This window comes from Brachybacterium vulturis, from assembly GCF_002407185.1.
Taxonomy (GTDB): domain Bacteria; phylum Actinomycetota; class Actinomycetes; order Actinomycetales; family Dermabacteraceae; genus Brachybacterium; species Brachybacterium vulturis.
The window spans coordinates 2,401,979-2,421,827 of record NZ_CP023563.1 but is presented as its reverse complement, the minus strand read 5'-3'; the positions used below and the strand labels follow the sequence as shown (position 1 = coordinate 2,421,827).

General features: G+C 73.1%; 18 protein-coding genes. 1 reads left to right on the top strand and 17 read right to left on the bottom strand.

Annotation, left to right across the window (positions count from 1 at the left end; genetic code table 11):
- Positions 1-52: 52 nt before the first annotated feature.
- Positions 53-2,068 carry a WYL domain-containing transcriptional regulator gene (locus CFK38_RS10925; protein ID WP_245851002.1) on the bottom strand — a complete coding sequence of 672 codons (2,016 nt, stop codon included), beginning with the start codon at positions 2,066-2,068 and terminating at the stop codon, positions 53-55.
- A gap of 66 nt (positions 2,069-2,134) precedes the next feature.
- Here CFK38_RS10925 and CFK38_RS10920 point away from each other — a divergent pair, with 66 nt between their 5' ends.
- Positions 2,135-3,250, top strand: coding sequence for a DUF3866 family protein (locus CFK38_RS10920; protein WP_096803091.1), 1,116 nt, complete (start codon positions 2,135-2,137; stop codon positions 3,248-3,250).
- 12 nt (positions 3,251-3,262) lie between these two features.
- Here CFK38_RS10920 and CFK38_RS10915 read toward each other — a convergent pair whose 3' ends face one another.
- The 16 genes from CFK38_RS10915 to CFK38_RS10840 all read right to left on the bottom strand — a co-directional run bounded on the left by CFK38_RS10915 (position 3,263) and on the right by CFK38_RS10840 (position 19,781).
- Entirely contained in the window at positions 3,263-3,727 is a 465-nt protein-coding gene (locus tag CFK38_RS10915; RefSeq protein ID WP_096804324.1) for a PH domain-containing protein, read from the bottom strand.
- Positions 3,728-3,734: 7 nt separating this feature from the next.
- Entirely contained in the window at positions 3,735-4,592 is an 858-nt protein-coding gene (hisG, locus tag CFK38_RS10910; RefSeq protein ID WP_096803090.1) for an ATP phosphoribosyltransferase, read from the bottom strand.
- A gap of 96 nt (positions 4,593-4,688) precedes the next feature.
- Positions 4,689-4,952, bottom strand: coding sequence for a phosphoribosyl-ATP diphosphatase (locus tag CFK38_RS10905; protein WP_157697014.1), 264 nt, complete (start codon positions 4,950-4,952; stop codon positions 4,689-4,691).
- Positions 4,953-5,016: 64 nt separating this feature from the next.
- Positions 5,017-5,724 (bottom strand): nicotinamide riboside transporter PnuC, encoded by a 708-nt coding sequence (gene pnuC, locus CFK38_RS10900; RefSeq protein ID WP_096803088.1) that lies wholly within the window; start codon positions 5,722-5,724, stop codon positions 5,017-5,019.
- A gap of 18 nt (positions 5,725-5,742) precedes the next feature.
- The gene (rpe, locus tag CFK38_RS10895) at positions 5,743-6,429 is read right to left on the bottom strand and encodes a ribulose-phosphate 3-epimerase (RefSeq protein WP_096803087.1); all 687 of its coding nucleotides are present in this window, start codon (positions 6,427-6,429) and stop codon (positions 5,743-5,745) included.
- Positions 6,426-8,009 carry an RsmB/NOP family class I SAM-dependent RNA methyltransferase gene (locus CFK38_RS10890; protein WP_096803086.1) on the bottom strand — a complete coding sequence of 528 codons (1,584 nt, stop codon included), beginning with the start codon at positions 8,007-8,009 and terminating at the stop codon, positions 6,426-6,428. The genes rpe and CFK38_RS10890 overlap by 4 nt, the downstream gene beginning before the upstream one ends.
- Positions 8,006-8,959, bottom strand: a complete 954-nt coding sequence (fmt, locus tag CFK38_RS10885) for a methionyl-tRNA formyltransferase (protein ID WP_096803085.1) — start codon at positions 8,957-8,959, stop codon at positions 8,006-8,008. Before fmt ends, CFK38_RS10890 begins: the two co-directional genes overlap by 4 nt.
- 28 nt (positions 8,960-8,987) lie before the next feature.
- Entirely contained in the window at positions 8,988-11,177 is a 2,190-nt protein-coding gene (locus CFK38_RS10880; RefSeq protein ID WP_245851000.1) for a primosomal protein N' family DNA-binding protein, read from the bottom strand.
- Positions 11,147-11,530, bottom strand: coding sequence for an FKBP-type peptidyl-prolyl cis-trans isomerase (locus tag CFK38_RS10875; protein WP_096803083.1), 384 nt, complete (start codon positions 11,528-11,530; stop codon positions 11,147-11,149). Before CFK38_RS10875 ends, CFK38_RS10880 begins: the two co-directional genes overlap by 31 nt.
- 30 nt (positions 11,531-11,560) lie before the next feature.
- Entirely contained in the window at positions 11,561-12,514 is a 954-nt protein-coding gene (locus CFK38_RS10870; protein WP_157773455.1) for an FKBP-type peptidyl-prolyl cis-trans isomerase, read from the bottom strand.
- A 105-nt stretch (positions 12,515-12,619) separates the two neighbouring features.
- Positions 12,620-14,035 carry a Pup--protein ligase gene (gene pafA / locus CFK38_RS10865; protein ID WP_096803081.1) on the bottom strand — a complete coding sequence of 472 codons (1,416 nt, stop codon included), beginning with the start codon at positions 14,033-14,035 and terminating at the stop codon, positions 12,620-12,622.
- A gap of 4 nt (positions 14,036-14,039) precedes the next feature.
- On the bottom strand, positions 14,040-14,228 hold the full coding sequence (locus tag CFK38_RS10860) for a ubiquitin-like protein Pup (RefSeq protein WP_096803080.1): 189 nt from the start codon (positions 14,226-14,228) through the stop codon (positions 14,040-14,042).
- Positions 14,229-14,269: 41 nt separating this feature from the next.
- Complete coding sequence (gene dop, locus CFK38_RS10855; RefSeq protein WP_096803079.1) at positions 14,270-15,955, bottom strand: depupylase/deamidase Dop; 1,686 nt, start codon at positions 15,953-15,955, stop codon at positions 14,270-14,272.
- On the bottom strand, positions 15,952-17,526 hold the full coding sequence (gene arc, locus CFK38_RS10850; protein WP_096803078.1) for a proteasome ATPase: 1,575 nt from the start codon (positions 17,524-17,526) through the stop codon (positions 15,952-15,954). Before arc ends, dop begins: the two co-directional genes overlap by 4 nt.
- Before the next feature lie 28 nt (positions 17,527-17,554).
- A complete protein-coding gene (locus tag CFK38_RS10845; protein WP_218192308.1) occupies positions 17,555-18,622 on the bottom strand; it encodes a tRNA (adenine-N1)-methyltransferase in 1,068 nt (355 codons plus the stop codon).
- Between the two features lie 43 nt (positions 18,623-18,665).
- Positions 18,666-19,781, bottom strand: coding sequence for a M50 family metallopeptidase (locus tag CFK38_RS10840; protein WP_172895784.1), 1,116 nt, complete (start codon positions 19,779-19,781; stop codon positions 18,666-18,668).
- Positions 19,782-19,849: the final 68 nt, after the last annotated feature.

Genomic DNA, 19,849 nt, shown 5'->3' with positions numbered 1-19,849 from the left:
CCCGGTGACGATCCGGCCCACCGCGCGGCGGGCCGTCCCAGAGTAACGGCAGTTACCGGGTGTGACGTACAGCGCCGCCGCGTGCCACGGTCACGATCGTGTCTCTCAGCGGGTCCGGCGCGAGCACCTCGGCGGCGCCGGCGGATTCCAGCACCGCATCCACCAGGGGAGCCAGCACCGGCTCGACCAGGCGCGCGTAGGTCGCCCCGCTCCCGCCCTCGGCCCCGTCCGCGGCATCCCGCAGCTCGACGGCGTCGAAGGATTCGGCGATCCAGTGCGCGGCCGGGGCCAGCCGCAGCCACACCTCTCCCTCGACGCGACCGGCCAGCACCGGACCCTCTCCCGGTGCCGGACGAGTCATCTCGGTCCCGGCGGGCAGCAGCTCCACGATGCGGTCCAGGCGGAATCGGCGCTCCCCCTGCGCCAGCTCGCAGTGCGCGAGCAGGTAGGAGCGTGCTCCCACGGTCTCGATGCGCAGCGGCCTGATCCGCCGCACGCTGGTGCCGGCGCGGTCCGTGGAGGAGTAGCGGATCGTCAGCCGGGCGTCCTCGGAGCCGGGTTCGGCGCGCAGGGCAGCGTGCACCGCCGTGAGCACCTGCTCGGCCCGGTCCGCGGTGCGGGCGGCCCGCTCGTCGGCCGAGGTCGCTGCGGCGATCTCGCTGCGGGTGGGGACCTGCGGCCCCTCCGACGGCTCCGCCGTGCCCTCCACCACGGCCAGCAGCTTGGCGCGGGCGGACTCCACCACCTGCGCGGTCTGCCCGGCGGCGGGCTCGAGCGCCGCGAGCCCGGCGAGCAGCGCCGTGCTCTCCACCGCGCTGAGGCTCAGGGCGCGGCGCAGCGGCTCGGCGTTGCGCACCCGCACCGTGCCGTGCTCCCATTCGGCCTCGATGAGGTCCTCCCAGCCGGTGCCCATGTCGCCGCAGACGAAGAGCACCTGCAGATCGGTGATCAGCTGCTTCTCGGTGATGCCCAGCGCCTCGGAGAGCTCCGCCAGCTGGACCTCGTCGCGGGACATGACGTACGAGGCGACGGAGATCAGCCGGGAGAGATGGTCTCCGCTCTGCGGCGAGACCCGGATCCGGGCCGGGAGCCGGGCGGCCGCACGGTCGAGGGCCGTGAGGTCCGCCGCCCCCTCGTGCGCCTCGGCGATCACCGTGAGCACCGCGGCGAGCTCCTCGCGCCAGCCGATCGGCGCGAGCAGTTCGAGCCAGCGGACGTCGGACAGCAGCAGGCGGCGCACCGCCGGCCGCGGCAGCTCCGGCAGGCGGAAGGTCTCCGCCTCCAGGGTCGCGCCGGCGCGGTCCCGCAGGGACAGCGCCTTGAAGGGTGCGGCGCGGAGCAGCGCCGAGTCCCGGTCATCGCTGTCGAGCATCCTCTCGAGCACCTCGGCGAGCTCGATCTGCTCGGGACGCAGCCTGACGGCGACGCCCGCCTCGGTGGGGAACGATTCGATCCGGGAGGCCCGGAACACGCGGGGCGCCTCGCGGTCCCGGTCCCAGCCGTGGAGGTACCAGTGGCCGTCGTGGACGCCGACCACCCACGGCTCGATCCGACGCTCCGCCGGAACGCCGTGGGTGCCGCGGTACATGAACCGGATGCCGTGCCCGGAGACCACGGCCTGGAGCAGCGGAGTGAGCACGGGCAGGGACTCGACGGCCCCGCGGGGTGTGCGGCGCAGCAGATCGGGGTCCGCATCGTGGCCGAGGCTGAGGAGCTTCGCGCGCACGCGGCGCGCCGCTCCCCCGGCGGCGGCGGTGTCCCAGGCGCGGCTCGCCGCGAGCAGCACCGTGTACTCCTCGGTGGTGAGATCGAGCACCGCGCCCGAGCGGGCCGCGTCGATGCGGTAGTGGACCGTGTTCTCGTCCAGCAGGTCGCGCTCGGTCACCAGCGGCAGGCCGAGCTCGATGATCGCGGCCTTGTCACGCTCGAACATCCGCTCCGCGGCCTGGTCGGAGACCGCCTGGGCATAGTCGGGGATCACCCGGAACAGCTTCGCGCGGTCGATCCGACGGCGCGAACCGATCGTCATGATGACGTTGAGCAGTCTCTCCACACTCTTCGAAGCCACGGCGTCAGCGTATCTCCCCGGGAGCGCGGGGCGGGACGATATGCCGTCGCGGCCTAGGCTGGGGCCATGCTGCGATGGGAACGGGGAACCGTGAAGGCCGCTCTGGGGTCCTGGCCCGGGGTGGATCGGCTCGAGATCGAGCTCGAGGGCGGCGCGGAGATCCTCACCGCGATCGCCTACCGGGAGCTGACCGGGTGCCCGGAGCCGGGCGAGACGGTGCTGCTGAACACCAATGCCGTGCGCCGCGAGCTGGGCACGGGCGGCGACGCCATGGTGGTGGCGCGCCCGGAGGTGCTGCCGGAGGCGGAGGCGATCGACGGGCACATGGTCAAGGCCCGCTACACCCCGATGCAGACCATGGTCGAGGCGATCGACGACCCCGCCAGCGAGCACTACGAGACCCTCCGCTCCGCCAAGCGCCTCGAGGGCATGCCGGTGATCGTCGCGGATCTGCACTCCTCGCTCCCCGCGCTGATCGCCGGGATCCGCGCCCAGCGCCGCTCCCTGCGCATCGCCTCTGTGCACACCGACGCCGCGGCGCTCCCCGCGGCCTACTCCCGCAGCGCGGCCCGGCTGCGCGAGGCGGACCTGCTCTCGGCGGTGATCAGTGCGGGGCAGTCCTTCGGCGGCGACCTCGAAGCGGTCACCGTGCACTCCGCCCTGCTGGGGGCCAAGCACGTGGTGGGCGCCGATGTCGCGATCGTCATCCAGGGACCCGGGAACCTGGGCACCGGGACCGGCTGGGGCTTCTCCGGGGTGCAGGCGGCGGAGGCCCTCCACGCCGCCGCGGTGCTCGGTGGCCGGGGCGTGGCCACCCTGCGGGTCTCCGAGGCCGATGAGCGGGAGCGGCATCGCGGGCTGTCCCATCACTCCTCGACCGTCTACGGACGGGCTCTGCTCACCCCGGTGCAGCTGCCGGTGGTCCCGCGCCACGACTCCCGTTACAACGGTTTTCATGAGTCGGTGCGTAAACAGGTGAAATCCACGATCCTCAAGCCGGCGAAGAAGCGCGGCGTCCTCCATCAGCTCACCGAGGTGGATGCGAAGGGTCTGCGTGATGCGCTCGAGGAGATGCCGGTGCGGATGACCACGATGGGCAGGACCCTCGCCGAGGACCCCTCCCCCTTCCTGTATGCGGCGCTGGCCGGGCGCTGCGCCGCGAAGCTCGCCCCCGGTGAATGAGGCAGGGACGGCTCAGGAGGGCGGGGCCTCCCCGCGCTCACGGATCAGCGCCTGCAGCTGATGGGCGGCCGCGATGGCCCGCTTCCCGTCATAGCGCTGGAGCGCCTGCAGCGGATGGGTGTGGCCGTCGGCCAGGTCGAGATGGGCCCACGGATCCCCCATCGGGAAGCTGATCCCCAGCACCTCCGGCCATTCCAGCGTGCGCGTGCGCATCAGGTTGCGCACCTCGAGCTCGTCGGGGCGGGCGGTGATCTTCACCGAGGCCTCGAGGTGGCAGAAGAGGAACACCAGCACGCCGACCGCGAGCAGACCGAGCCGGCCTCCCCACTGGAAGCTGGTGATCATCACCGCTCCGCCGATCATGCCCGCCATCACCACGACCGCGCTGAAGTAGGCGGCTACCCGCACCGCGCGGGGGCGCAGCACGATCGTGGCCCGCTGCTCCCCGCCGACGGCGTCCGCTCCGGGGGTGCGCATCGACATCTCAGATGCGGCAGGCCTGGATCGCGGTGACCAGGATGGCGCGGGCGCCGGCATCGTAGAGCTCGTCCATCATGCGGTGGGCGGAGCCGCTGTCCACCATCGCCCGCACCGCGGACCACTCCCCGCCGTGCAGCGGCGAGACCGTGGGCGACTGCAGCCCGGGCGTGATCTGCACCGCCCGCTCGAGGAGGGCGGAGGGGATGTCGTAGTCGAGCATCACGTACTCGCGGGCCACCAGCACGCCGCGGATGCGACGGGCGAGCACGTCCAGGGAGTGGGCGGCCTCCTCGTCGAGCTCCATGCCGGGGCGGGAGAAGAGGACGGCCTGGCTGGTCATGATCGATTCGCCGAAGGGCTCGAGCCCGGCCTGGCGCAGCGTGGTGCCGGTCTCGACCACATCCGCGATGACGTCCGCGACGCCGAGGCGGATCGAGGACTCGACGGCGCCGTCGAGGTGGACCACCTCGGCGGTGATGCCGCGCTGGGCGAGGTAGTCCTCGACGAGGTTCTCGTAGCTGGTGGCGATGCGGGCGCCCTGCAGCTCGGAGACGTCGCTGCGGGTGCCGGCGGGGGCCGCGAAGCGGAAGGTCGACCCCGCGAAGCCCAGCGGCAGGATCTCGTCGGCCGGGGTGCGGGAGTCCAGCAGCATGTCCTGGCCGGTGATGCCGACGTCGACGGTGCCGGAGCCGACGTACACCGCGATGTCGCGCGGGCGCAGATGGAACAGCTCCACGCCGTTGTCCTCGTCGACCACGACGAGCTCCTTCGCCGTGCCGCGGCGCCGGTATCCGGCCTCCTGCAGCAGGTCGGCGGCGGGTTCGGAGAGAGCGCCCTTGTTGGGGACGGCGATGCGGAGCACGGATCCTCCTCGGCCGCTGCGGCGGCCATGGGACGGGATGGGACGGGAGATGCGGGAGGGACAGCGGCGTCAGGGCCGCGACGAGCGGCCGACGGCTCAGAGCTGGCGGTAGACGTCCTCGAGGGAGATGTCCTTGGCGATCATCATCACCTGCAGGTGGTAGAGCAGCTGGCTGATCTCCATCGCGGCGTCGTCCTTGGACTCGTACTCGCAGGCCATCCACACCTCGGCGGCCTCCTCGACGATCTTCTTGCCGATCTGATGGACACCGCCGTCGAGTTCGCGGACGGTGCCCGACCCCTCGGGTCGGGTGCGGGCCTTGTCGGTGAGCTCGGCGAACAGCGCCTCGAAATCCTTCACGCCCCCAGGGTACGCGTCCGGGTCGGGCGCGCGCGCCGTCGCCCGCCCGCCGGACAGCAGCAGCTCAGTCCCGGCGCACCGTGGGATCCAGGTGGGCGGTCTCGACCGTGACCCGGGCCTGCTCCAGATCGTGGCGGTTGCGCACTCCCCACCAGATGAAGAAGCCCATCAGGGTGAAGGCGCCGTAGAAGAGATACATGAACGCACTGGCGTAGTAGCCGGCGCTCAGCAGCAGCGGGACGCCGACGATGTCCACGGCCACCCAGATCAGCCAGAACTCGACCCAGCCCTTGGCCATGCCGAAGGTCGCCAGCAGGCTGCCCATGAAGATCCAGGCATCGGCCCAGACCGGCTCGTAGGAGCCCAGGATGCGGAACAGCGGGGTGAGCGCGGCGGTGCCGCCGACCAGCACGACGATGAGCAGGGCGCGGGTGCCCCAGGAGGCCCAGCGCGGCTCGACCGCGGTGCCGTTCGCGTCCCGGGCCTGTCGCCAGCGGACCCAGCCGTAGACCGCGGTGGCGATGAACATCACCTGGCGTCCGGCCTGGCCGTAGAGGTCCACCGGGTTCGGGCTGCCGAACACGGTGCCCAGGAACACGGTCAGCAGCAGGGCGTTGCCGATGATGCCGACGGGCCAGGCCCAGACCTTCCGTCGTATCCCGCCCAGCGCGCTGAGCAGTCCGAAGACGTTGCCCAGCACTTCGCGCAGGAGCAGGAACTGGCCCCCTTCGAACTGGATGCGGGCATCGAAGAGCCACTGCAGAAGGTCCATGTCGCCGTTGCCGCGGGGTCAGTGGGTGGGGTGGCGCTGTGCGAGCTCGCGCAGGGCGGAGATCTCGTCCGCGGCGTCCTGGGCACGGTAGATCGCCGACCCGGCGACGAAGACGTTCGCGCCGGCCTCCGCGCAGCGCTCGATGGTCTCGCGACTGACCCCGCCATCGACCTGGATCGACACCTCCAGGTTCGACTCGCTGATCGCCGCGCGGGCGCGGCGGATCTTCGGGAGCATGGACTCCAGGAAGCTCTGCCCGCCGAAGCCCGGCTCGACGGTCATCAGCAGCAGCATGTCGAACTCGCCGATGATGTCCAGCAGGGGCTCGACGGGGGTGGCCGGTCGCAGTGCGACCCCGGCCTGGACGTTCTTGCGGCGCAGGTCGCGGGCGAGCTTGACGGGCGCGCGGGCGGCCTCCAGGTGGAAGGTGACCGAGGAGGCCCCGACCTCGGCGTAGGCCTGGGCCTCGGTGTCGGCCTCGGCGATCATCAGGTGCGCATCGATGGGCAGCGTGCTGCGCTGCACGATCTGCTCGACCATCGAGGGGCCGAAGGTCAGGTTCGGCACGAAATGGTTGTCCATCACGTCGACGTGGACGCTGTCGGCGGTGGAGATCCGCTCCAGCTCGGTGCCGATGGACATGAAGTCGGCGTTGAGGATGCTGGGGTGGATGAAGTGGCCGTCGGTCGAGTACGGGGTGTTCATGCCGCGGTGGTTCCTTCCTCGGTGGGGGCGGGCCGCTTGCGCAGCAGATGGATGTACATCGCGTCGGTGCCGTGGACGTGGGGCCACAGCTGCACGGCGGGCCCGTCGCCCAGCTCGATGTCGCCGCGCGCGGCGGGCAGCACCCCGGCGCGCACGGGGTCTCGGGCGTCGAGCTCCTCGATGTCCTGGCGGGTCTTCAGCACATCGGCGACGATCAGGCGGGTCTCGGCCAGGTGCGGGGAGCAGGTCACGTAGGCGACCACTCCCCCGGGCGCGGCGGCATCCAGGGCGGAGGTGAGCAGCGCGCGCTGGAGGGTGGTGAGCTGGCCGATGTCGGCGGGGGTGCGGCGCCAGCGGGCCTCGGGGCGGCGGCGCAGCGCGCCCAGGCCCGAGCAGGGGACGTCGGCGAGGACCCGGGAGAAGCGGCCGGGCAGCTCGGCGCCGATCGCGGTGCCGTCGGCGGTGCGGGTGGTGATCTCGCAGCCGGCCTCCTGCAGGGTGGCGACGGCCCGGTCCACCAGCTGAGTGCGGTGCTCGGCCAGCTCGACGGCGAGCAGGTCCGCGTCGTGGTCGACGGTGAGCCCGCCCAGCAGCGCGGCCTTCCCGCCGGGTCCCGCGCAGAGGTCGAGCCAGTGATGGTCCTCGGCGAGGACGAGGTCATCGGCGCCGAGGGCGAGGGCGAGGGCGGCCAGCTGACTGCCCTCGTCCTGCACCGCGACGCGTCCCTGCGTGACCGGGTCCATGCCGCCGGGATCGCCCGAGGGCCAGGAGGCGGCGAAGACGGACAGCCGGCCCGGGCTCGCGCCGTGGTCGATGAGCTCGTCGAGGTCGGTGAGGCCCGGGCGCATCACCAGCGAGACCGCGGGGGCCGCGTTCTGGGCCGCCAGCAGCTCGTCGATCTCGTCCCGGGAGCGGCCGTGACCGGCCAGGGCGTCGCTGAGGGCGCGCACCACCCAGCGGGGGTGGGAATGGACGACGGCGAGGTGGCCGGTGGGGTCCGTCGAGCGGTCCGGGGCGACCTGGGCGATCCACTGCTCGCGGTCCTGCTCCCCCACCCGGCGCAGCACGGCGTTGGCGAAGCCGGCGGCGCCGGCGCCCACCACGGAGCGGGCCAGGGCCACGGTCTCGGAGGTGGCGGCGTGCCGCGCGACGCTCATGTCCAACAGCTGGTAGGCGCCCAGGCGCAGCACGTCCAGGAGCGGAGGATCGAGCTTCTCCAGCGGGCGGTCCACGCAGGCGGCGAGGATCGCGTCCAGCCGGCCCTGGGCGCGCAGCGCGCCGTAGAACAGCTCGGTGGTGAAGGCGGCGTCGCGGCCGGAGACCTGATGGGTGCGCAGCAGGCGGGGCAGCACCAGGTTCGCGTAGGAGTCCTCCTCGCGCACCAGGCGCAGGCCTTCGAACGCGACCTGGCGGGAGGGGGTGGAGCGGCGCGAGCGCTCGGAGGGGCGGGAGTCGGAGTAGCCGCGGCGCGGCCCGCCCTGGCCGCGGGCGCCGGAACGGGTGCGTCCCTGCTGGTCGCGGGGGCGTCCGTGGTCATCGCGTCGGCCGCGGCCCTCGCCGCCTCGTCGTGCCTCACTCATGCGGTCTCTCCGTCCTGCTGGTCCGTGGTGAAGCGGGCGTGCTCGGCCAGGGCCGCGCCGCGAGCCCAGTCCGCAGCCCGCATCGGCCGCTTGCCGGCCGGGGCGAGGGTGGACAGGGCGATGACGTCGGTGCCGGTGCCCACCAGCACCTGACGCTTGGTGGTCTCGATCCGGCCGGGCGCCAGCGGCGCGTGCTCGGGGGCCAGTTCGACGCCGAGGAGCTTGGTCCGCGCGCCGTCCAGCAGTGTCCAGGCGCCGGGCTGGGGGCTCATCCCGCGGATATGGGCGGCGACCTGCTCGGCGGGTCGGGTCCAGTCGATGCGGGCCTCGGCGGTGGACAGCTTCGCGGCGTGGGTGGCGAGGGAGTGATCCTGGGGCGTGAACGTCGCGGTGCCGTCCGCGAGGGCGTCCAGCGCCTGCAGCAGCACGCTCGCGCCGTCCTCGGCCATCCGCTCCAGCAGCTGCCCGGCGGTCTCGAACTCGCCGATGGTGGTGGGGGCGGTGGTGAGGAGGTCGCCGGTGTCCAGGCCCTGCTCGATCCGGAACACGCTCATCCCGGTCTCGCGCTGCCCGGCGAGCACGGCCCGCTGGGCGGGGGCGGCGCCTCTGAACTGCGGCAGCAGGGAGAAGTGCAGGTTGATCCAGCCGTGGCGGGGGATGTCGAGCGCGGCCTGCGGGATCAGGTTCCCGTAGGCGACCACCGGGGCGACATCGGGCGCGAGGTCCCGCAGCTGCTGCTGAACCGTCTCGTCGCGCAGCGTGGCGGGGGTCAGCACCGGCACCCCGGCCTCGAGGGCGAGGGCCTTGACCGGGGAGGGGGCGAGCCTGCGGCCGCGTCCGGTGGGGGCGTCGGGCTGCGTGAGCACGCCGACCACCTCGTGGTGGGAGTCGAGCAGGGTGCGCAGGGAAGGGAGGGCGGCCTCGGGGGTGCCGGCGAAGAGCAGACGCATGATGCTCCCAGTCTACGGGGCCGCCGGCTCAGAAGACGTCGGGCGGATCCAGCCGCACCCGCAGCGAGCCCTTGGCCTTGCGGGCGCTGCGGGCGGCGATGCCGGCGCGCAGCGCATCGGCGAGCTCCCGGGAACGGGACGGTTCCAGGCGCACCACGGCGCGGGAGCGGCCGGCGGCGTCCGGGCCCTCGAGATCGACCGGGCCGAAGACGTCCGTGCCGTCGGGCAGCTCGACGGTCTCCAGGAAGGTTCGGCAGGCCTCCCGCTCCCCCACGATCTCCGCGACCCGGGAGAACGGCGGCAGGTCCAGCTCGTGGCGGTCCGCGAGCACCCGGTCGAGGAAGACGGTGGAGCGGTGGGCGACCAGGTCCCGGATCGCGGGCAGGGTGGAGGTGCCCACCACCAGCACCTCTCCCCCGTCCTCGGCGCTGCGCACCAGGGAGATCGCGCCGCGCCAGCGCCGCACCGCCTCGACGTCCGCATCGAAGGCGGCGCGGCCCAGCAGCGCGTCCGCATCCAGCAGCAGGCCCGCGGCAAAGCGGCCGGCGGGTGCCGGTTCGGCGCCGGGGGTGGCGACGATGATCGCCCGCTCCGGGACCGCGTCGTCCGCCAGCGCCCCGTGCGCGCCGCCGGCGACCTTCAGGGGCGTGTCGGGGAAGGCGCGGTGCAGCTCCTCGGCGGTGCGGGTGGAGCCGACGACCATGGCCCGCACCTGGGTGCGGTCGCATTCAGGGCAGCGGTAGCCGTCCTCCCGGCGGCCGCAGACCCGGCAGTGCAGCGGGCCGTTGCGTCCGCTGAGGGACAGCGGGGCGGAGCAGTGGGGGCACTGGGCGCGGGTGCGGCAGAAGGTGCAGGCGATCGCGGGCACGTAGCCGGAGCGGGGCACCTGCACCAGCACCGGGCCGTGCTCGAGGCCCCGCCGGATCACCTTCATCGCCTCCTGCGGCAGGCGGGAGCGGCCCGAGGGCCCTTCGCGCTCGCGCAGGTACTCGTCCATCGCCACGATCCGGGGGCGGACGGCGGTGACCGGTCCCGGCACGGGCTCCAGGCGGGCGAGGTAGCCGTGGTCGGCGAGGGCGCGCAGCGTCACCGAGTCGCTCGCGGCGAGGAACAGCAGCGCGCAGCGCTCCTCGGCGGAGCGGCACTGCAGCACGGTGCGGGTGTGGGGGTAGGGGGCGCGGGGCTCCTCGAGCAGGTCGTCCGCCTCGTCCCAGCAGATGGCCAGGGCCAGGTTCGCCACCGGGGCGAAGGCGGCGGAGCGGTTGCCCAGCACCACCCGGGTCGCGCCGCGCAGGATGCGGCGGAAGATGCGATAGCGCTTCTCCGGACCCTCGGCGCCGGAGAGCACCTCATGCTCGATGCCGCGCTCGGTGAGCACGCGGGACAGCCGGGCGACGTCCCGCTGGTCGGGGGCGACGACGAGGGCACCGAGAGCGGCGTCGAGGTCGGCGATCGCGTCGGCGGCGACGGTGGTCCAGGTGTCGGCGGCATCGAGGGTGAGGCTCGCGCGGGGCACCGGGCCCTCCGGGCTGCCGGCCCGGGCGAGCAGCGCGGAGAGGCCCACATAGCGGTCGCCGGGACGGGGAGCGGCGGCGGGGTGCTCGGTGCCTCCTGGGTCCTCGGCCTCCGCGTGCTTCTCCTCCGCGTCCTTCTCCTCCGCCGCGCGATCGGCCTTCTCGGCGCGGGCGTGGCGCGGGGGCAGGGCCAGGCGCAGCACGTCGCCGACGGTGCCGGCGCTGCGTGCGGCCACCTCCTCGCACACGCGCATCATCGCGGGGGGGACGACGACATCCTCGGAGACCAGGCGGTGCAGCGGGGCCAGGGCCCGGTCGGTCGAGGGCCGAGCGAGGCGCTCGAGGATGATGCCCTCGGTGTCCTTCCCGGAGAACCGCACGCGCACCCGCATGCCGGGTCCGGCAGCCGCGGTGGTGGGGGTGACCGCGTACTCGAAGGGGCGGTCCAGGTGCGGCAGCACGCCCACCAGGTGCACGCTGGCCACCGGCAGGTCGTCGACCACCTCGAAGCCGGCCGTGGTGCGCAGCCCGGAGGCCCGGGTCGCGGCATCGCGGCCCGGGTCGCTCGGCGGGGCGGCCGGCGGGGAGGGAGCGGGAACAGGAACGGCGGGGGCCGCGAAGAGGGACTCCTGCCCTCCTGCGTGCTCCCCCGCCGTCCCCTCGGCGGAACTGCTCAGCGCTTGTGCACCGCCACCAGGTCGCACACGAAGATCAGCGACTCGTGCGGGGCGATCACCGGCGGGGCGCCCTGGGCGCCGTAGCCGAGGGAGGCGGGGATGTCGAGGCGGCGACGACCGCCCACCTTCATGCCCTGCACGCCCTGGTCCCAGCCGGAGATGACCTGGCCCACGCCGAGCTGGAAGCGCAGCGGCTCGCCGCGGTCCCAGGAGGCGTCGAACTGCTCGCCGGTGGAGTGGGAGACGCCCACGTAGTGCACGTCGACGACGTCGCCGCGGCCGGCCTCCTCGCCGTCACCGACGATCTCGTCGGTGCTGAGCAGCTCGGTGGGCGCCTCGCCCTCGGGGAAGTCGACCTCGGGCTTGCTGCGATCGGTCATGCGGTCCTCCTGTGTGGTGTGGGGGATGGTTCAGTCGTTGGTGTGGGCGGCATCGAGCACGTCGATCACGAAGAGCAGGGTCTCCCCGGCGAGCTCGCCCTGGTCACGGTAGGCCTCCGCGGGCGGGATCACCAGCATCACCTGGGAGCCGACGGGCAGGTCCAGCAGGTTCTCGTCCCAGCCCTGGATGACGCCGCCCTCGCCCTGCACGAAGGAGAACGGGGCCCCGCGCTCCCAGGACGAATCGAACTGGGAGCCGTCGGACCACTTCCAGCCGGTGTAGTGCATGGTGAGGTAATCACCTGCCCGGGTGGTGTCCCCGGTGCCGACGATCAGGTCCTCGCGCACCGTCGAGGTGGGCGCCTCGCCCTCCGGCGGTGCGTCCAGGGACGGGGCGCCGTTCTCGGCGAGGGTGACGGTGGGGAACGTCCCGGAGGGCTCTGCGGGCTCGCCCTCCGCGCGCAGCGGGGAGACGATGCGGTCGACGTCGGCGACCTGCAGCAGCGAGTAGGCCTGGCCGTCCGCGGACTGCTGCCACCCGGCCATCACGAAGCGGGAGCCCACGGCCATGGTGGTGAACACGTCGAAGGCGGCCTGACCGATGCTCTCGGCGGTGACCTGGACGCCTCCGGCCGGTGCTCCCTGCCACCAGGACTGCAGGGTCTTCCCGGTGGAGGCGTCGACGTACTTGTGGCGCCAGATGATGGTGTCACCCTCGGCGATGGTCTCCCCGTCCCCGGGGACGACGACCTTCGCGTCGGCGGCCGTGATCTCGAGCGGGGCGGTGAACTCGACCGTCGGCTCGGCGCCGAGTTCCTCGCTGACGGTGACGCCGGCCAGCGGGTCGCCGCCGCCACCGCCGTCGGAGGCCCCTCCGGCGTCGGAGGCCCCGCTGCCGTCTGTGCCCTCATCGGTGCAGGCGGCGAGGCCGATGGCGGCGGTGGCGGCGAGGGCGGTGGTCAGCAGCGTGCGGCGGCGGATCAAGTGAGGGCCTTTCGGATCGGTGGGCCCGTAGCGGGCACGGCACCAGGGTACGGGGCGGAGGATGAGCGTTCGCGGAGTGTGGCGGAGCGCTCGGTCGGCACCCGCTCAGGCGAAGGGCATCGGCTGCGCCGGCGCCGCGGTGCCCTGGGAGCGGATCTCCGCCAGCAGGGCATCGACCGCCGGCAGCTCGGTGGTGAAGGGGTCCAGCACCTGGATCGGCATCGCGCCGGGCCGGGTCAGACGCAGCGTGGTCCAGTCCACGACGTGGTCCACCCCGTGCTCCTGGGCGGCGGTGACCACCTGGCCACGGAGATGCGCCCGGGTGGTGGTGGGGGCCGTGGTCCGGGCCGCCTCGATCCGTGCCTCCGCGAGCCGCTGCGGGGCGAGGCCGCGGCGCTGCAGCGCAGCGAAGACGCCCTGGCCGGGATCGATGTCGTGGTAGGCCAGGTCGAGGCGCTCGATCGCGGGATCACCGAGGTCGACGCCTCGGCGCTCGGCGACCTGGGTGAACAGCCGCTCCTTGATCGCCCAGTCCAGGTTCTGTGCGGCCCAGGTGCGGTCGCCGGTGCGGACCGTATCGAGCGCCCGCTGCCAGGTCTCCAGCACTGCCTGCTCGGACTCGTCGGCGAACTCGGTGACATGGTCCAGCCACCGCTGCTGGACCTCGAGCGCGGTGGTGGTGCCGCCGCCGGCGAGCGGCAGCGGGGCGGTGCCGGTGAGGTCGCGGGCCACGGCCCGGATGGCGGTGATGTCGTCGTGCAGCGCGAGCTCGGGCAGGGCGCGACCGGACTCGATCGCGCGCAGCACCAGGTCGGTGGTCGCGAAGCGGAGGTGGGTGGAGACCTCGCTCATGGTGGAGTCGCCGACGATCACATGCAGGCGACGGAACCGGGTGGGATCCCCGTGCGGCTCGTCGCGGGTGTTGATGATCGGGCGGGTGCGGGTGGTGGCCGAGGAGACCGCCTCCCACATGTGGTCGCTGCGGCGGGAGAAGACGAACTGCGCCGGCGCGCCGCCGGCCGCGCCGTCCTCCGGCTCGGAGCGCACCACTCCCCCGGCACCGGTGACGATCTGGCGGGTGACCAGGAAGGGCAGCAGGTAGCGGGGCAGGCGGGTGAACTCGCCGCGGCGGTCCACCAGGAAGTTCTCGTGCGAGCCGAAGGCGTTGCCGGCGGAGTCGACGTTGTTCTTCAGCAGGTGGATGCGGGCGTCCTGGCCGTCGGCGGCGAGGCGCTCGTTGGCCTGGGCGGCGAGGTCCGCGAAGATCCGGTCCCCGGCGCGGTCCTGGGCGACCAGGTCCCACCAGTCGTCGCATTCGGCGGTCGCGTACTCGGGATGCGAGCCGACGTCGAGATAGAGGCGGGCGGCGTTGCGCAGGAACACGTTCGAGCTGCGGCCCATCGCCACCACCGGGCGGAACAGCTCCCGGGCCGCAGCCTCCGGCTCGAGCGCCCGCGAACCGTCTGCCCGCACGCACACCAGTCCGTACTCGGTCTCCAGACCTCCCACGCGACGCTTCATCGGGTCACTGGCCGCCCTTCTGCACGAAGGAGCGCACGAAGGTCTCGGCATTGGATTCGAGCACCGAGTCGATCTCGTCGAGCAGATCGTCCGCCGCCTGGGCGGAGGCGAAGGTCTGCCCGCCGGTGACGGCGTCGGCGCTCTGCTCGTCGTCGCCGCCTCCGCCGGGGGCGTTCAGGGACTGCTGGGACATGATGTCCTCCTCTTCTCTGTCATCGATCGATTGCCAGGGGGTCAGCTGTGCTCGACGGCTCGGCGCAGGGCATCGAGGATCCTCTCGGGATCGTCGGCAGGGTCGATGCCGTGCTGGGCGCACCAGGCGGCGGAGCCCAGAGTGGGGTCGGCCAGGCGCAGCCGATGCCCGCCGGCCGGACCGGCCAGGGTGATCGCATCCCAGCCGGCCGAGGGGACCTGGGCGCGGTGCGCGGCGATGAGCCCGCCCCGCAGGTGGGCGCGGGTGCTGGTGGGAGCGGTGCGCACGGCGGCGTCGACCTCGTCCTGGCTGACCAGGGTGGGCACGGCGCCGGCGGTCCGCAGCTTGTCGTACAGGCCGCGGCCGGGCCGCAGATCGGAGTACTGCAGGTCCACCATCGCCAGGCGCGGGTCCTCCCAGTCCAGGCCGTGGCGGGAGCGAAAGCGCTCGAGCAGCTGGAGCTTGGCGACCCACTCCACCCTCTCGGCGGCACGCATCGGGTCCTCCGCGAGCAGGTCGAGGATCTCGCCCCAGCGGCGCAGCACCTCGACCGTCTCCGCATCGTCGGGGTCGGCGACCGCGGCGAGGGCGTCGAGCAGGAGGCGCTGGATCTGCAGCGCCGTGAGCTCGCGCCCGTCGCTCAGCGCGACCGTGGTGCGCAGGCTGGGATCGTGGCTGATGGCCCGGACCGCGGCGACCGGATCGGCGAGCCTCAGGTCGGGGAGGATCGCGGTGCCGGTGCGATGCTCCGCCTCGAGTGCGGCGAGCATCAGCGAGGTGGTGCCGAGCTTGAGGAAGGTGGACTCCTCCAGCAGGTTCGCGTCACCGATGATCAGGTGCAGGCGGCGGAAGCGGGTGGGGTCGGAGTGCGGTTCGTCGCGGGTGTTGACGATCGGCCGGTTCAGGGTCGTCTCCAGCCCCACCTCGGCCTCCATGAAGTCGGCGCGGGAGGAGAGCTGGAAGCCGGCACGCTCGCCCCGGGTGCCGAGTCCCACCCGTCCCGCGCCCACCAGCACCTGCCGGGTCGTCAGGAAGGGCAGCAGTGCCGTGACCACGCGCTCGAAGGGCACCGCGCGGTCCACGAGGTAGTTCTCGTGGGTGCCGTAGGAGGCGCCCTTGCCGTCGGTGTTGTTCTTGTACAGGGCCACCTCGGGGATGCCGTCGGCCGCGGCGAGGATCGCCATCGCCCGCCGGGCGATCTGCTCCCCCGCGCGGTCGGTGACCACGGCCTCGCGGGCGCGCAGCACCTCGGGCGCGGAGTACTCGGGATGCGCATGGTCGACGTACCAGCGGGCCCCGTTGCGCAGCACCGCGTTGCCGATCGAGCGCTGGGTGGCCCAGGCGAGCACCTCGGCGTCGTCCCCGTCGGGGGCGATCTCCGGCCCGGCCAGCGGCAGGTCCCTCTCGACGCTGGGCACGTGGGCGTCGCGCACCTCATCGGTGAGCTGGCTGGGGTGGGCGGCGGCGCGCTGCAGCTCGAAGCCGCGGGCGTCACGCAGCGGGGTCTCGTCGCCGTAGTCCCAGCGCACGCGGCGGCCGCGCTCTCCCTCGAGGGGGTCGAGCAGGGCGTAGGCGCCCACCACCAGGTGGGAGAGCAGGATCGAGGAGCCGGCGCCCGAGCGGGCACGGTCCTCCATCTCGGCATGGACCACTCCGAACTCGGTCTCGATGCCCATCACCCGCTCGGTGGTCAGCGCGGGGACGGTGTCCTGGGGCAGCTGGGTCATGCCGTGCCCTCCTCCTCGGTGGAGCTGTAGGTGCGTCCCTGCAGCGGGACGATCGCCTCGACGCGGCGCCTCCCGCCGCCGGGCAGACCGGTCACCCGGGCCCAGTCCTCGGGGTGCGCGGCCGAGGGCATGTCCTCGTTCTCGACGAACTCGGCGGTGATCGCGTCGTGCAGGTGCTGGGAGCCGACACCGACGTCGCCGGTGGCCAGCTGGTCCTTCACCGCCCTCTTCTTCGCCCGGTCCACGATGTTGCGCAGGGTGGCACCGGAGACGAAGTCGCGGAAGTGGAGGGTGTCCTGCCCGCCGTCGGAGTACTCGACCCGCACGAACGCGGAGGCCGGGCCCTCGTCGTAGATCTCGCGGGCGGCGAGATCCAGCAGCTGCTCACGGTCCTCGCGCACCGGTACGGTCTCGTCCAGGTAGAGGGAGAGGATGTCGCGGCCGGCGCGCTGGTTGGGGCGACGCACCCGGATCTTCACGTCGAGCCGACCCGGTCGCAGGATCGCCGGGTCGATCATGTCCTCGCGGTTGGAGGCGCCGATGACGATGACGTTGTCCAGGCCCTCGACACCGTCGATCTCGGCCAGCAGCTGGGGCACGATCGTGGTCTCGACGTCGCTGGACATGCCGGTGCCGCGGGTGCGGAACAGCGCCTCCATCTCGTCGAAGAAGATCACCACCGGGTGGTCGGCCGCCGCCTTCTCCCGGGCGCGCTCGAACACCAGGCGGATCGACCGCTCGGTCTCGCCCACGTACTTGTTCAGCAGCTCGGGGCCCTTGACGTTGAGGAAGGCGGAGTTCTCCAGCGCCTCGGCGACGCTCACCCCGCGCACCTCGGCGCTGCGCAGCACGAGCTCATGGGCGACCGCCTTGGCGATCATCGTCTTGCCGCAGCCGGGCGGGCCGTACAGCAGCACGCCCTGCGGCGGGCGCAGGCCGTAGGTGCGGTAGAGGTCCTGCTGCAGGAAGGGCAGCTCGACGGCATCGCGGATCGCCTCGATCTGCTCGCCCAGCCCGCCGATCTGGTCGAAGGAGACCTCCGGGACCTGTTCGAGGACGAGGTCGGTGATCTCGGCGCGGTCGATCCGCTCCAGCACCAGCTGGGACTTGAGGTCCACCAGCACGTGGTCGCCGGGGTGGAGCTGCTCGTCGGTGAGGGTGCCGGCACGGCGCAGCACGCGGGTGTCGTCGGGGGCCACGGCCACCAGCAGCCGGGAGTCGGCCAGCTCCTCGACCACGGGCACCACGTTGCCGGCGTCGCTCGGGGCGACCGCCTCCACCGCGGCCAGGGCCTCGTTCAGCCGCAGCTCGGCACCCGGGGTCAGCGCCTCCAGGTCCAGGGAGGCGGAGGTCGCCACCCGCAGTCGGCGGCCGTGGTGGAGCACGTCGATGGTGGTGCCCTCGCAGCGGCGCAGGAAGGTGGCGTAGGAGTTCGGCGGGTCGCCGACCCGTTCGAGGTCGTTCTTGAGCTCGACGATCTGCGCCCGGGCGGAGCGCAGACCCGCGATCAGGCGGTCGTTGTGGTCCGCGAGCTGCTCGAGCTCGGTGGTCATCTCGGCGTAGGTCTTCATCCTGCGGCGTTCTCCTTCCCGAGGGCGATCAGCGGTCGCGTCCCTGTCGGATGTCGCGCAGTGCGCGCTTGAGCTTGCGCGGGGCGACGCCCCGCTCGCCCACGTCCTGCGTGCTCCATTCGCCCTCGGAGCCGCCGAAGCCCTCGTTGTCGGGATGGCTCAGCTCCTCCTCGAGGCGGGAGCCGGGCGCCGGGCGGGTGGTGCGGCGCAGCGCCTGAGTGCCGTGGGCGGTGCGACGGGCGGTGAGCAGGAAGCCGGTGTGGGCGTTCATGCGGTGCTCGGGGCGCACGGCGAGCCCCTCCAGGTGCCAGGGGCGCACGAAGGACTCCCAGGCAAAGGGCTCGGTGAACTCGCCGTGGGCGCGCAGCGCCTCGGCGGTCCGCGAGAGCTGGGTGACGGTCGCGACGTATGCCAGGAACACGCCGCCGGAGACCAGGACCTCCGCGGCGGAGTCCACGCACTCCCAGGGGGCGAGCATGTCCAGCACCACACGGTCCACCGCGGGTTCCTCGGGCGAGAGCGCGGGGGCGAGATCCTGGAAATCACCGACGGACAGCTCCCAGGCGGGGTGCTCGCCGCCGAAGAAGGTCTCGACGTTCTCCCGGGCCACCTCGGCGAAGTCCTCGCGCCGTTCGATCGAGTGCACCGACCCCTCGGGGCCGACGGCACGCAGCAGCGCAGTGGTCAGGCCTCCGGAGCCGACGCCGGCCTCGAGCACCCGGGCCCCGGGGAAGATGTCCCCCCACATCAGGATCTGGGCGGAGTCCTTGGGGTAGATGATCGCGGCACCGCGGGGCATCGCCAGCATGTAGTCGGCGTAGAGGGGCCGCAGCGCCTGGTACACGATGCCGTGGGAGTTCTCGACCACGACCCCGTCCTCGGCGCCGATGAGCTGGTCGTGGCGCAGCACCCCGCGGTGCGAGTGGAACTCGCCGCCGGGCCTGAGGGTGATGGTGTGCAGTCGGTTCTTGGCGTCGGCGAGCTGGACCTTGTCGCCGAGGGCGAAGGGTCCGGTGCGATCCAGACCGCGTCGGGGCGCGCGGGGCGCGGGACCCGGTGCCCCGTCGTGGGCGGCGGGCTGCGGCTGATCAGTCATGCGTTCCAGCATATGGCCCGGGCCGTCGCAGCCACCATGATGTTCACCGTCCGCGCAGGAGTGCGTTGACGTCCGCGCTCAGGATCACACCGCGGGCGGTGCCGTCCTCTGCCAGGACCAGGTAGGCGGGGGCGGGATGCGCGAGCATCGCGCCGATCAGGTCATCGCCGCGCAGCGTGGCGGGCAGCGCCCCGATCTCGCCGATCGCCCCGGCGACTGCGAGGACCGGGGTCGCCGCGCGCTGTGCGAGGGGGACGGCGGCGGCCGCGGCCGGGTCGATCCGGGAGGCCCGGCCGACGGTGCCCGGTCCCGTGGCGGTGCGGTCCAGGATCAGCACCGAGGAGAGATCGGCGGAGGGGTCGAGGTCCGACAGCGACGCCTGGTGCGGGATGATCCGCACGGGCGTGGCGAGGGAGGCGGCGTCCAGGGAGCGGATGCGGCCCTGCAGCGCGGCTCCGGTCAGCGCCTGCGTGGCGCCCTGCCAGAGCATGCCGGCGATCAGCAGCGCCCAGACCAGGGTCAGCAGGGAGAAACCGCCGGCACCGCCGGCGCGCACGATCCGCCACAGCGGATAGGCGACCACCGCGACGGCGATCCCGCGTCCGAGCCAGGCCGTGATCCGGGTGCCGAGCTCAGGGCTCCTCAGGACCGCTCCGAGCAGCGTCTCGAGGGCGCGGCCGCCGTCCATGGGCAGCCCGGGCAGCAGGTTGAACACCGCGAGCACCAGGTTCAGCCAGGAGCTCACCGAGAAGAACACGTCCGGGGAGCTGCCGGGATCGGCCTGCTGCACGGCGGCGAAGCACAGCCCGGCCAGCAGCAGGTTCGCGGCCGGACCGGACAGCGAGACCAGCAGGGAGCCGAGCGCCGGCATCTGCCGGGAGCGGTACTGCGTGTGCCCGCCCCACAGGGTCAGGGCGATGTGATCGACGCTGGCACCGAAGGCGCGGGCGACCAGGGCATGGGCGGCCTCGTGCACGAGGACCGAGACGATCATGAACAGCCCGATGCCGATCGCCAGCAGCACCGCCGTGGTCGGTGCGATGCCACCGCGGGAGAGCGAGGGGTACATGATGACCGCGAAGAGCAGCACGGTGAGCAGGGTGCCGGGGCTGACCCGCACCGGGGGCAGCGGCCCGAGGCGCACCGTGGGGCTGGTCATGATCGGTCTCCTCCGCCGCCGGGGCGGGGATCCCCAGGCAGGCCGAGGATAGCCCGTGATCCTGGACC